The sequence below is a fragment of the Pseudomonas sp. TE3899 genome (assembly GCF_056279105.1).
Genome location: NZ_JBWBQR010000001.1, coordinates 4,951,152 through 4,963,891, shown reverse-complemented (window position 1 = coordinate 4,963,891; position 12,740 = coordinate 4,951,152). Strand labels below are relative to the sequence as shown.

The window sequence follows — 12,740 nt, the reverse complement described above, 5'->3', positions numbered from 1 at the left end:
AACTACGCCCTGTAGGAGCGAGGCTTGCCCGCGAAGGCGGTGTGTCAGTCAACACAGATGTTGAATGTACCGGCCTCTTCGCGGGCAAGCCTCGCTCCTACAAGTTCAGGTTATCCACAACCCACGTTCAGCAAGGGCGCAGAAGATGTCCGAACACCGCAAATCATTGCGCATCAAGATCAGTCACGAAAGCTTCGGCGAATGCCTGGGCCAGACCCGTAACCTCTCGACGACGGGCGTCTACGTCCAGCATCCGACCCTGTCGGCGTTGCCCAAGGGCGCGGTGGTCTATGGCCAGGTGCAGGGCTTACCCACAGGCGCGCCGCGCGTGCGCATGGAAGTGGTGCTGGTGGACGCCGAGGGGATTGGCCTGCGCTATCTCTGATCAGTGGGCCTGACGATCAAGCTTCTTCAGGAACACCGTCATCTCCTTTTCCGCCTGCTTGTCGCCATGGGCGCGGGCGGCTTCCAGGCCTTGTTCCCAGGCCTGACGCGCGGCGGCATGATCCGACAGCGCCAGATGGGCCTTGCCCAGCAACTTCCACGCCGCCGAATACTTCGGATCGAACTCGACGCAACGCTGGAAATGCTCGGCGGCCTTGGCATTTTCCCCAAGATCCAGATACCCCTTGCCCAGGCCGAAGCGCAGCAATGAGTTATCCACACCCTTGGCGAGCATTTTTTCCAGGGATTCGATCATTTGTTTACCTCTTTCGACAGCGATCGTTCCCACGCTCCGCGTGGGAACGATCAGCTATTCAATCTGTAGGAGCGAGGCTTGCCCGCGAAGAGGCCCTCGGATCAGAAGAAGCTCAACCCGACATGAAAAAGCTTCTCCACATCCCGAATGTGCTTCTTATCCACAAGGAACAGAATCACATGGTCGCCGGTTTTGATCACCGTATCGCCGTGGGCAATGATCACTTCTTCGTCACGAATGATCGCGCCGATGGTGGTGCCCGGCGGCAAACCGATGTTCTCGATGGCCTTGCCAATCACCTTGCTCGACTTCGCATCGCCATGGGCAATCGCCTCGATGGCTTCCGCCGCGCCCCGGCGCAGTGAGTGCACGCTGACGATATCGCCACGGCGCACGTGGGCCAACAGGGTGCCGATAGTCGCCAATTGCGGGCTGATGGCGATGTCGATGTCGCCGCCCTGGATCAGATCAACGTAGGCCGGGTTGTTGATGATCGTCATCACCTTCTTCGCGCCCAAGCGCTTGGCCAGCAACGACGACATGATGTTGGCTTCGTCGTCGTTGGTCAGGGCCAGGAACAGGTCGGCGTCGGCGATGTTCTCTTCCAGCAGCAGGTCCCGGTCCGAAGCGCTGCCCTGCAGGACGACGGTGCTGTCGAGGGTGTCCGAGAGATGACGGCAGCGCGCCGGGTTCATCTCGATGATCTTCACCTGGTAACGGCTTTCAATGGCCTCGGCCAGCCGTTCACCGATCTGTCCGCCACCGGCGATGACGATGCGCTTGTAGCTTTCATCGAGGCGGCGCATTTCGCTCATCACCGCGCGAATATTCGCCTTGGCCGCGATGAAAAACACTTCGTCGTCGGCCTCGATTACCGTATCGCCCTGGGGCAGGATGGGTCGGTCGCGACGAAAAATCGCCGCTACGCGGGTTTCGACGTTCGGCATGTGCTCGCGCAATTGTCGCAGTTGCTGACCCACCAACGGCCCGCCGTAATAGGCCTTCACCGCCACCAATTGCGCTTTGCCTTCGGCGAAGTCGATCACCTGCAAGGCGCCGGGGTGTTCGATCAGGCGCTTGATGTAGTTGGTGACCACTTGTTCCGGGCTGATCAGCACGTCCACCGGGATCGCGTCGTTGTTGAACAGCCCGCCGCGCGTCAGATACGCGGCTTCGCGAACCCGAGCGATTTTGGTCGGGGTGTGGAACAGGGTGTGGGCGACCTGGCAGGCGACCATGTTGGTTTCGTCGCTGTTGGTCACGGCGACCAGCATGTCCGCGTCGTCGGCGCCGGCCTGACGCAGCACCGTCGGAAACGACGCGCGGCCCTGCACGGTGCGGATGTCGAGACGATCACCGAGGTCGCGCAGGCGTTCGCCATCGGTGTCGACCACGGTGATGTCGTTGGCTTCGCTGGCCAAGTGTTCCGCCAGCGAACCGCCGACCTGCCCCGCGCCGAGGATGATGATCTTCATCCAGTCACTCCCTTGAAAATCCGGTTAACCGCGTGCGGCGGCAATCTTGATCAGCTTGGCGTAGTAGAACCCGTCGTGACCGCCCTGCTGGGCCAGCAATTGGCGACCATGGGGCTGCTTGATCCCGGCTGTGGTGGCGAGGTCCAGTTCACGGGCACCCGGCGTGCGGGCGAGGAAGGCTTCGATGACTTCGGTGTTCTCGGTCGGCAGCGTCGAGCAGGTGGCGTAAAGCAGAATCCCGCCCACTTCCAGAGTTATCCACATGGCGTCGAGCAATTCGCCTTGCAGCACCGCGAGTGCGGCGATGTCGTCCGGTTGGCGGGTCAGCTTGATGTCCGGGTGGCGACGGATCACGCCGGTGGCCGAGCACGGCGCGTCGAGCAGGATGCGCTGGAATGGCTTGCCGTCCCACCAGGTCGCGGTGTCGCGGCCGTCGGCGGCGATCAGTTCGGCGCTCAGGCCCAGACGCGCGAGGTTTTCCCTCACCCGCACCAGACGCTTGGCTTCCAGGTCCACCGCCACCACGCCGGCCAGTGCCGGCTCGGCTTCGAGGATGTGGCAGGTCTTGCCGCCGGGGGCGCAGCAGGCGTCGAGTACCCGTTGGCCCGGCGCCAAGTCAAGTAGATCGGCGGCCAGTTGCGCGGCTTCGTCCTGCACGCTAATCCAGCCTTCGGCGAAACCCGGCAGGCTGCGTACGTCGGCGGCGGCGTCGAGAATGATGCCGTCGCGGCTGTAAACGCATGGCGTGGCGGCGATGCCCGCGTCACTCAGCAAGCCGAGGTACGCATCGCGCGTCTGATGGCGACGGTTGACCCGCAGAATCATCGGCGGATGCGCGTTGTTCGCCGCGCAGATGGCTTCCCACTGCTCAGGCCAGAACGCTTTCAGGGATTTTTGCAGCCAGCGAGGATGGGCGGTGCGCACTACCGGGTCGTGTTCCAGCTCGGCCAGCAGCGCTTCGCTTTCCCGTTGGGCGCGGCGCAGCACGGCGTTGAGCAAGGCCTTGGCCCAGGGCTTCTTGAGCTTGTCGGCACAACCGACGGTTTCGCCAATGGCGGCGTGGGCCGGGACGCGGGTGTAAAGCAATTGATAGAGGCCGACCAGCAACAACGCCTCGACATCGGCATCCGCCGCTTTGAACGGCTTCTGCAACAACTTGGCCGCCAGCGCCGACAAGCGTGGCTGCCAGCGCGCAGTGCCGAACGCCAGGTCCTGGGTGAAGCCACGATCGCGGTCTTCGACCTTGTCCATCTGCGTCGGCAGGGAACTGTTGAGCGAAGCTTTTCCGTTCAGGACAGCGGCAAGTGCCTTGGCGGCGGCCAGACGCGGGTTCATTGAGCGTCCACCACTTGGCCGAGCACGGTGCCGACGGCGAATTTCTCACGGCGGCTGTTGAACAAGTCGCTGAAGTTCAGCGCCTTGCCGCCGGGCAATTGCAGACGGGTCAGGCACAGCGCCTGTTCACCGCAGGCGACGATCAGACCGTCCTTGCTGGCGCCGAGGATTTGCCCCGGATTGCCCTGCCCTTCGGCGAGATTGGCGGCCAATACTTTCAGCGCTTCGCCATTCAGCGTGCTGTGGGTGATCGGCCACGGGTTGAAGGCGCGGACCAGGCGTTCCAGCTCAACCGCCGGACGGCTCCAGTCGATGCGTGCTTCGTCTTTGTTCAATTTGTGAGCATAAGTGGCGAGGCTGTCGTCCTGCACTTCGCCTTCCAGCGTTCCGGCAGCGAGGCCGGCAATCGCTTGAATCACGGCGGGCGGGCCCATATCCGCCAGACGGTCGTGGAGGCTGCCGCCAGTGTCTTCGCCAGTGATCGGCGTGGTGACTTTCAGCAGCATCGGGCCGGTATCCAGGCCCAGTTCCATGCGCATCACCGTCACGCCGCTTTCGGCATCGCCCGCTTCAACGGCGCGCTGGATCGGCGCCGCCCCACGCCAGCGTGGCAGCAGCGAGGCGTGGCTGTTGATGCAACCCAGGCGCGGAATATCCAGCACCACTTGCGGCAGGATAAGACCGTAGGCGACCACCACCAGCAAGTCGGGCTTGAGTGCGGCCAGTTCAGCCTGGGCGTCTTCGTTGCGCAGGGTCGGCGGTTGCAGCACCGGGATGTTGTTTTCCACAGCCAGTTGCTTGACCGGGCTCGGCATCAGTTTTTGCCCGCGGCCCGCCGGACGGTCCGGTTGGGTGTAGACCGCGACGATCTCGTAAGGGCTGGCGAGCAGGGCCTTGAGGTGTTCGGCGGCGAATTCCGGGGTGCCGGCAAAGACGATGCGCAGTGGCTCAGTCATGGGAGCAATCTCTGAAAAGAAAAAGGCTTGCCGCAGCAAGCCTTTGAAAGGAGGGCATCAAGCGTTCTGGCGATGGAGCTTTTCCAGTTTCTTCTTGATTCGGTCGCGTTTAAGGTTCGACAGGTAATCGACGAACAACTTGCCGTTGAGGTGGTCGCATTCATGCTGGATGCACACGGCGAGCAGGCCTTCGGCGATCAGTTCGTAGGGTTGGCCATCGCGGTCCAGGGCTTTGATCCTGACCTTTTGCGGGCGATCGACGTTTTCGTAGAAGCCCGGCACCGAGAGGCAGCCTTCCTGGTATTGCTCCATCTCGTCGGTCAGGGTTTCGAACTCGGGGTTGATGAACACCCGGGGTTCGCTGCGGTCTTCGGAGAGGTCCATCACGACGATACGTTTGTGCACGTTGACCTGGGTCGCGGCGAGGCCGATGCCTGGCGCTTCATACATTGTTTCAAAACATGTCATCGACCAACTGACGCACTTCGTCGTCCACTACGGCCACGGGTTTGGCGATAGTGCGCAGGCGCGAGTCGGGAAATTCGAGGATGTCTAAAATGGCCATAAGCTTAATTGCTGCACATGTGAGGTAAAGTCGGGTCGATGGCCTGGCGGGTCCGAAGATGCAGGCTACCGTTGTAAAACGTAGCTCCTTTCTTTGTGAAGAGCCAGGAGCGAGCCACGGGGGCTCTGGCGTTTTACGCGAACGCACATAATAAAGGGATTCACCGCATGAGGAAATCACTACTCGCCTTGCTCCTTCTGGCCTCGGCCGGTTTGGCGCACGGGCAAGTGCAGCTCAAGGAAGGTTTTCCGCAGCAATACACAGTGGTAAGGGGCGACACACTTTGGGACATCTCCGGCAAATTCCTGCGTGAGCCGTGGAAATGGCCCGAACTCTGGCAGGTCAATCCGCAAATCCAGAATCCCAATCTGATCTATCCCGGCGACTTGCTGACGCTCACTTACGTCAACGGCCAGCCGCGCCTGACCCTCAATCGCGGCGAGTCCCGCGGCACCATCAAGCTCTCGCCACGGATCCGCAGCAGCCCGGTGGCCGACGCGATACCGAGCATTCCGCTGCAATCGATCAATAGCTTTCTGTTGAGCAACCGCATCGTCGACAAGGTAGAGGACTTCGACAAGGCGCCTTACATCGTCGCCGGCGATGCCGAACGCGTCCTCAGCGGCACCGGCGACCGCATCTTCGCCCGCGGCCACTTCGACCCGAACCAGCCGGTGTACGGCATCTTCCGCCAGGGCAAGGTCTACACCGATCCGCAGAGCAAGGAGTTCCTGGGGATCAACGCCGACGACATCGGCGGCGGCGAGATTGTCGCGACCGAGGGCGATGTCGCCACCCTGGCGCTGCAACGCACCACCCAGGAAGTGCGCCTCGGTGACCGCTTGTTCAGCGGCGAAGAACGGGCGATCAATTCGACCTTCATGCCCAGCGCGCCGAAGAACGACATCAACGGCTTGATCATCGATGTGCCGCGCGGGGTCACGCAGATTGGCGCGATGGACGTGGTCACGCTGAACAAGGGGCAACGGGACGGCCTGGTCGAAGGCAATGTGCTGGTGGTGATGAAAACCGGCGAAACCGTGCGTGATCGCGTGACCGGCCAACCGCTGAAAATTCCCGATGAACGCGCCGGTTTGCTGATGGTTTTCCGCACCTACGACAAACTTAGTTTCGGGTTGGTTCTTAACGCATCGCGCTCGCTTGCGGTGATGGATAAGGTGCGAAATCCTTAGCCTGCTCCACAAGTTACCAACAGAGTTATCCACAGCTTATTCCCGTTTGAACGGGGCTCATAACGATCAAGGATGATCCATGTCGCTCACTGCTTTTACCCCAGTTTCTCCTGCGGAACTGGAAGCCCGTCTACGCCTGCATCGCCTGCCCGAACTCGGACCGGCGCGATTTAAAAAACTCCTCGAAGCCTTTGGTTCGGCCTCAAAAGCCATTAGCGCGCCCGCCAGTGCCTGGCGTGCGTTGGGGTTGCCGGCGGCCAGCGCCGAGGCTCGACGCTCCAGTGAAATCCGCGACGGCGCCAGCCACGCATTGGCCTGGCTAGAGCGTCCGGCCCAGCATTTACTGATGTGGGACCAACCCGAGTACCCGGCGTTACTGGCGGAAATCAGCGATGCACCGCCGCTGTTATTTGTCGCCGGCGATCCGGGCATCCTCGAAAAACCGCAACTGGCGATGGTCGGCAGCCGCCGTGCTTCACGGCCGGGGATGGACACGGCCGCTGCGTTTTCCCGCAGCCTGGCCGGTGCCGGATTCGTCATCACCAGCGGCCTGGCCCTGGGCATCGATGCTGCCGCACATCAGGCGGCTTTGGACGTGGGCGGGCGAACGGTCGGGGTACTTGGCACGGGACTTGAAAAGTTTTATCCACAGCGCAACCGTCGACTGGCGGACGCCATGATTGCCTCGGGCAGCGCGGTGCTTTCCGAGTTCCCGCTGGACGCCGGCCCGAGCGCCAGCAACTTCCCCCGGCGCAACCGGATCATCAGCGGTTTATCCCTCGGCGTGTTGGTGGTCGAGGCCAGTGTCGCCAGCGGTTCGTTGATTACGGCCAGGCTTGCGGCGGAACAGGGGCGCGAGGTGTATGCGATTCCGGGATCGATTCATCACCCCGGCGCCAAGGGCTGCCATCAACTGATCCGCGAAGGCGCGATGCTGGTGGAAACCATCGACCACATTCTCGAAGCCCTACGCGGCTGGCAACAATTGCCGTTATCCACAGAAACTCCGCAGGCGACCCATCCGTTGCTGATGTTGCTGCACGCGGCGCCGCACACCAGTGAAGCGTTGGCCCACAGTAGCGGGTGGGCCCTGCCCAAAGTGCTGGCGGCGTTGACGGAACTGGAAATGGACGGCCGGGCCGTGTGCGAAAGCGGACGCTGGTTCGCGCGGGTGAGCTAGGTTTTATAAGGAAGATCGGTAAACTGCGCAGAGCCTTATTCCGGAGAGTTTTTTCATGGTCAACAGTTGGCGTGTGCAACAAGCCGCGCAAGCCGTTCGCGCAGGGGCGGTGATTGCCTATCCAACCGAAGCCGTCTGGGGCCTGGGTTGTGATCCGTGGAACGAAGAAGCGGTCAGCCGTTTGTTGATGATCAAGGGCCGGGCCATGGGTAAAGGCCTGATCCTGGTGGCCGACAATATTCGGCAGTTCGACTTCCTGTTCGAAGATTTCCCTGAACTGTGGATGGACCGTATGGCCAGCACCTGGCCGGGGCCAAACACTTGGTTGGTGCCACACCAGAATCTGTTGCCGCAATGGATTACCGGCGTGCATGAAACGGTGGCGCTGCGGGTCAGCGATCACCCGTTGGTGCGGGATTTGTGCGCAGCAGTGGGGCCGCTGGTGTCGACGTCTGCCAACCCGCAGGGCCGGCCGGCGGCGCGCACGCGGATTCGCGTCGAGCAGTATTTCCGTGGGCAAATCGATGGCGTGCTGGGCGGTAATCTCGGTGGGCGCAAGAACCCGAGTGTGATTCGGGATGTGGCGACCGGGCATGTGGTGCGCCCGGGCTAACACCTGAGTGACTTGTGGCGAGGGAGCTTGCTCCCGTTGGACTGCGCAGCAGTCCCCTTCTTTTTAGGGAGAAGCGGGGCCGCTTCGCAGCCCAGCGGGAGCAAGCTCCCTCGCCACAGTGCGGCGTTACGGCAACAACACCGTAGAACCCGTCGTGCGCCGCGCCGACAACTCGGTCTGCGCCTTCGCCGCTTGTGCCAATGGATACTTCTGGCTGATATCGACCTTCAACTTGCCGCTGATGATCATCTCGAACAGTTCATCGGCCATGCGCTGCAAGTTCTCGGCGTTGTTGGCGTAAGTCGCCAGGGTTGGCCGGGTCACGTACAGCGAACCCTTCGCCGACAGAATCCCCAGGTTCACCCCGTCCACCGCGCCCGACGCATTGCCGAAGCTCACCACCAAGCCCCGAGGCTGCACGCTATCGAGCGACGTCAGCCAGGTGTCTTTACCGACGCCGTCATACACCACCGGGACTTTTTTCCCGTCAGTCAATTCCAGCACGCGTTTTGCGACATCTTCGTGGCTGTAATCGATCGTCGCCCAGGCGCCGTTGGCCTTGGCCAGCGCGGCTTTCTCCGCTGAGCTGACAGTGCCGATCAGCTTCACGCCCAGAGCCTTGGCCCACTGGCAGGCCAGGGAACCGACACCACCCGCTGCTGCATGGAACAGGATGGTTTCGCCACCTTTGAGTTCATACGTTTGACGCAACAGGTACTGCACGGTGAGGCCCTTGAGCATCACGCCGGCGGCCTGCTCGAAGCTGATCGCATCCGGCAGGCTCACCAGATTGGCTTCCGGCAGCACATGGACTTCGCTATATGCACCCAGCGGTCCGCTGCCATACGCCACGCGATCACCGACTTTGAAGCGGGTGACTTCACTGCCCACGGCTTCGACGATGCCGGCGCCTTCCGAACCCAGACCGGACGGCAACGCTGGCAGCGGATAGAGGCCGCTGCGGTAGTAGGTGTCGATGAAGTTCAGGCCGATCGCCTTGTTGGTGACGCGCACTTGCTGCGGGCCGGGCTCGGCGGGCTGGTAATCGACATACTCAAGCACTTCGGGGCCGCCATGGGCGCGGAATTGAATACGCTTTGCCATCAGAACTCTCCTTAGGTCGCATTACGAAGCTCCCTATCGGACTCCTATGCTTGATCTTCGTCAACTGCGGCAGGTGTATCGGCGATGTTATGCTACGCGCCCATTTGCGCCGGCCCCCGCTCCCGTGGCGCGCCGCGTAGTTTTGCCCGATTCAAGGTGATGACATGACGACCCGCACCGAGGCCGTAAAAGCCTACCTGCTCGACCTGCAAGACCGCATTTGCGCCGCCCTGGAAACCGAGGACGGCGGCACGCGCTTCGTCGAAGACGCCTGGACCCGCCCGGCCGGCGGTGGCGGTCGCACCCGGGTGATCGAAAACGGCGCCGTGATCGAAAAGGGCGGCGTCAACTTTTCCCACGTCTTTGGCAGCGGTCTCCCACCGTCCGCCAGTGCCCATCGGCCGGAATTGGCCGGGCGCGGCTTCGAAGCACTGGGCGTGTCGTTGGTGATTCACCCGCACAACCCCCATGTTCCGACGTCCCACGCCAATGTGCGCTTTTTCATCGCCGAAAAAGAAGGCGAAGAACCGGTCTGGTGGTTCGGCGGCGGCTTCGACCTGACCCCTTACTACGGCAATGAAGAAGACTGCGTGCACTGGCACCGCATCGCCGAGCAGGCCTGCGCGCCGTTCGGGGCGGACGTCTACCCGCGCTACAAGGCCTGGTGCGACACGTACTTCCACATCAAGCATCGTCACGAACCTCGGGGCATTGGCGGTCTGTTTTTCGATGACCTGAACGAATGGGACTTCGACACCAGTTTCGCCTTCATGCGCGCCATCGGTGATGCGTTCATCGACGCCTACCTGCCGATCGTGCAGCGGCGCAAGAACGATGCGTTCACTGAGAAACAGCGTGAGTTCCAGGAATTCCGCCGGGGTCGTTATGTCGAGTTCAACCTGGTTTACGACCGTGGCACGTTGTTCGGCCTGCAATCGGGTGGGCGTACCGAGTCGATCCTCATGTCTCTGCCGCCGCAAGTGCGCTGGGGCTATGACTGGAAGGTCGAACCGGGCAGCGAGGAAGCGCGGTTGACCGAGTATTTCCTGCAAGATCGTGATTGGTTGGCCAAGGCTTGAACGAGGAATCCTGATGGATCGTTATGTCGTATTCGGTAACCCGATTGGCCACAGCAAGTCGCCGTTGATCCATCGCCTGTTTGCCGAGCAGACCGGTGAGCAATTGGACTACAGCACGTCGCTGGCGCCACTCGACGACTTTTCCGACTTTGCCCGGGCATTTTTCGCTGAAGGGCGTGGGGCGAATGTCACCGTGCCGTTCAAGGAAGACGCCTTTCGCCTGGCCGACAGCCTGACCGAGCGTGCGCAACGGGCCGGTGCGGTGAACACCCTGAGCAAACTGGCTGACGGCACGTTGTTGGGCGACAACACCGACGGCGCCGGGCTGGTGCGGGACCTGACGGTCAACGCCGGTTTCAGCCTCAAGGGCAAACGCATCCTGCTGCTGGGTGCTGGCGGCGCGGTGCGCGGTGCGCTGGAGCCTTTGCTGGCCGAGCAACCGGCGTCGCTGATCATCGCCAACCGCACCGTGGAAAAAGCCGAGTTGCTGGCGCATTTGTTTGCCGATTTGGGGCCGGTATCCGCCAGTGGTTTCGACTGGTTGCAAGAGCCGGTGGACCTGATCATCAACGCCACCTCCGCCAGCCTGTCAGGCGATGTACCACCGATTGCCGCAAGTTTGATCGAACCGGGCAGGACGCTGTGCTACGACATGATGTACGGCAAGGAACCGACCTCGTTCTGCCGCTGGGCCAGCGAACACGGCGCGGCAATGGCGATGGACGGCTTGGGGATGCTGGCCGAGCAGGCGGCGGAAGCCTTCTACCTGTGGCGCGGCGTGCGGCCGGATACGGCGCCAGTGTTGGCCGAACTGCGCCGCCAACTCGGCGCCTAACCCCGCCCTTGTAGGAGCGAGGCTTGCCCGCGAAGCTTTTGGCGTACCTGAGGACGCCTTCGCGGGCAAGCCTCGCTCCTACAGGGGGTCGTGTTTCAATCTTCGAATCGGATTGGGCACCTCTCCGCCCCTTCGAGTTTCCGCAACTCCTCCACCACCGGTGGCCTCGCCCCGCGCAACGTCAGGCTGCGATCCTGTTTAAGCAACCGCCGCGCCTCCTGGTGCAGCATCTCCACGCCTGAATAGTCGATGAAGTTGATGTGCTGCGCCTCTATCACCACCCGCGCGCCATGCATCCGTTGCAGACGCACTTGCAGGTAATGGCTGGCGCCAAAGAAGATCGAGCCGCCGACCCGCAGGATGTCTTCATCGCCATCACGCCAATGCTGCACCCGCGGTTGCGAGGTGCGTTTGAGGTAGAAGAACAGCGAGGCCAGCACTCCGGCGTAGATCGCGGTTTGCAATTCCAGCAGCAATGTCGCGACACAGGTCAGGGCCATGACCACGAATTCGGCGCGGCTGACCCGCAGCAACGCACGAATACCGCGATGGTCCACCAGCCCCCAGGCGATCAACAAAATGCTGCCGGCCATGGCCGGGATCGGAATGTGCGCGATCAACCCGGCACCGAAGATCGCGAACAACGCCACCCACAACGCCGAGAACACCCCGGCCAGCGGTGAGCAGGCGCCCGCTTCATAACTCAGCCCCGAGCGAGTGAATGAACCGGCGGACAGCGACCCGGAAAAAAACGCCCCGACGATGTTGGATAACCCTTGGGCGCGGACTTCCTGGTTGGCGTCGAGCAATTGCTGCGAACGTGCCGACAGGGAACGGGCGATCGACAGGCTCGTCACCAACCCGAGCATGCCCACGGCGACCGCGCTCGGCAGCAGACGCAGGATCAATTCGAGGTCCAACGGCAGCGCGCTGAAGGGCGGCAAGCGTCCGAAAAACGCACTGACCAATTTCACATGGCCGAACATCGACGGCCACAGCCACACCAGCAAACCGCTCAGGACCAGGGCGATCAGCAGCGTCGGCCAGCGCGGCAGTAACAGTTTCAACACGATACCGACCACCACCGTGGCCAGGCCCAGCACCAGCGAAGGTTTATCCACAGCCCCGAGATGCGTGATCAAGGTCATCAGGCTGTTGAGCGCCGTGGCCTGATTGGGCAATTCCAATCCCAGCAGGTTCGGCATCTGCCCGATGGCAATCACCACCGCCGCGCCGAGGGTGAACCCCAGCACCACCGAGTGCGAGACGAAATTCACCAGCGCGCCGAAACGCAGCATCCCCAGCAACCACTGGAAAATCCCGGCCAGGAGTGTCAGAAGCAGGATCAGCGTGATGTAGTCCTGGGACGCGGGCACGGCCAGAGGACTGACGCTGGCGTACAAGACAATGGAGATGGCGGCTGTAGGACCGCAGATCAAATGCCACGACGAACCCCACAAACAGGCGATCAGCACCGGGATGATCGCGGCATACAAGCCGTATTCCGGTGGGAGACCGGCAATCAGCGCGTAGGCAATGGATTGCGGCAGCGCGAGAATCGCGCCGCTGAGGCCGACGATCAAGTCACGCCCGACGCTGGCGCGGGTCTGCCGGGGCAGCCAACTGAGAAACGGGAAGAGTGAATGGCGGCTGGGGAAGGCCATGGGTCCTCTCGGGTGGGAGTTTGCGCAAAGGGTAACAGGAC

At 62.1% G+C, this 12,740-nt stretch carries 12 protein-coding genes and 1 pseudogene; 6 read left to right on the top strand and 7 right to left on the bottom strand.

Going from position 1 to position 12,740, the window contains the following annotated elements; all coding sequences use genetic code 11:
- Positions 1-145: 145 nt before the first annotated feature.
- The gene (locus tag ACZ89E_RS22545) at positions 146-385 is read left to right on the top strand and encodes a PilZ domain-containing protein (protein WP_476256480.1); all 240 of its coding nucleotides are present in this window, start codon (positions 146-148) and stop codon (positions 383-385) included.
- Here ACZ89E_RS22545 and ACZ89E_RS22540 read toward each other — a convergent pair whose 3' ends face one another.
- From ACZ89E_RS22540 to def, 5 genes and pseudogenes are all read right to left on the bottom strand, one after another.
- Entirely contained in the window at positions 386-700 is a 315-nt protein-coding gene (locus ACZ89E_RS22540) for a tetratricopeptide repeat protein (RefSeq protein WP_476256479.1), read from the bottom strand.
- A gap of 101 nt (positions 701-801) precedes the next feature.
- Positions 802-2,175, bottom strand: a complete 1,374-nt coding sequence (gene trkA / locus ACZ89E_RS22535; protein WP_149659324.1) for a Trk system potassium transporter TrkA — start codon at positions 2,173-2,175, stop codon at positions 802-804.
- 24 nt (positions 2,176-2,199) lie between these two features.
- Positions 2,200-3,510 (bottom strand): 16S rRNA (cytosine(967)-C(5))-methyltransferase RsmB, encoded by a 1,311-nt coding sequence (rsmB, locus tag ACZ89E_RS22530; protein WP_149659323.1) that lies wholly within the window; start codon positions 3,508-3,510, stop codon positions 2,200-2,202.
- Positions 3,507-4,466 (bottom strand): methionyl-tRNA formyltransferase, encoded by a 960-nt coding sequence (fmt, locus tag ACZ89E_RS22525; protein ID WP_476256478.1) that lies wholly within the window; start codon positions 4,464-4,466, stop codon positions 3,507-3,509. The genes rsmB and fmt overlap by 4 nt, the downstream gene beginning before the upstream one ends.
- A 57-nt stretch (positions 4,467-4,523) precedes the next feature.
- A pseudogene (gene def / locus ACZ89E_RS22520) lies at positions 4,524-5,031 on the bottom strand (peptide deformylase).
- Between the two features lie 167 nt (positions 5,032-5,198).
- Here def and ACZ89E_RS22515 point away from each other — a divergent pair.
- The 3 genes from ACZ89E_RS22515 to tsaC all read left to right on the top strand — a co-directional run bounded on the left by ACZ89E_RS22515 (position 5,199) and on the right by tsaC (position 8,017).
- A complete protein-coding gene (locus tag ACZ89E_RS22515; protein ID WP_476256477.1) occupies positions 5,199-6,224 on the top strand; it encodes a LysM peptidoglycan-binding domain-containing protein in 1,026 nt (341 codons plus the stop codon).
- 79 nt (positions 6,225-6,303) lie between these two features.
- Positions 6,304-7,404 (top strand): DNA-processing protein DprA, encoded by a 1,101-nt coding sequence (gene dprA / locus ACZ89E_RS22510; RefSeq protein ID WP_476256476.1) that lies wholly within the window; start codon positions 6,304-6,306, stop codon positions 7,402-7,404.
- A gap of 55 nt (positions 7,405-7,459) precedes the next feature.
- On the top strand, positions 7,460-8,017 hold the full coding sequence (gene tsaC / locus ACZ89E_RS22505; RefSeq protein ID WP_149659319.1) for an L-threonylcarbamoyladenylate synthase type 1 TsaC: 558 nt from the start codon (positions 7,460-7,462) through the stop codon (positions 8,015-8,017).
- A 126-nt stretch (positions 8,018-8,143) separates the two neighbouring features.
- Here the strand turns inward: tsaC and ACZ89E_RS22500 are convergent, their stop codons facing one another.
- Positions 8,144-9,121 (bottom strand): NADPH:quinone reductase, encoded by a 978-nt coding sequence (locus tag ACZ89E_RS22500; RefSeq protein ID WP_149659318.1) that lies wholly within the window; start codon positions 9,119-9,121, stop codon positions 8,144-8,146.
- A 164-nt stretch (positions 9,122-9,285) separates the two neighbouring features.
- Between ACZ89E_RS22500 and hemF the strand changes: the two genes are divergently transcribed.
- Positions 9,286-10,200: an oxygen-dependent coproporphyrinogen oxidase gene (gene hemF, locus ACZ89E_RS22495; RefSeq protein ID WP_149659317.1), complete on the top strand. Its 915-nt coding sequence runs from the start codon at positions 9,286-9,288 to the stop codon at positions 10,198-10,200.
- Positions 10,201-10,213: 13 nt separating this feature from the next.
- A complete protein-coding gene (gene aroE, locus ACZ89E_RS22490) occupies positions 10,214-11,035 on the top strand; it encodes a shikimate dehydrogenase (protein WP_476256475.1) in 822 nt (273 codons plus the stop codon).
- A gap of 95 nt (positions 11,036-11,130) precedes the next feature.
- Here the strand turns inward: aroE and ACZ89E_RS22485 are convergent, their stop codons facing one another.
- On the bottom strand, positions 11,131-12,699 hold the full coding sequence (locus tag ACZ89E_RS22485; RefSeq protein WP_463258965.1) for a SulP family inorganic anion transporter: 1,569 nt from the start codon (positions 12,697-12,699) through the stop codon (positions 11,131-11,133).
- Between the last annotated feature and the right edge of the window lie 41 nt (positions 12,700-12,740).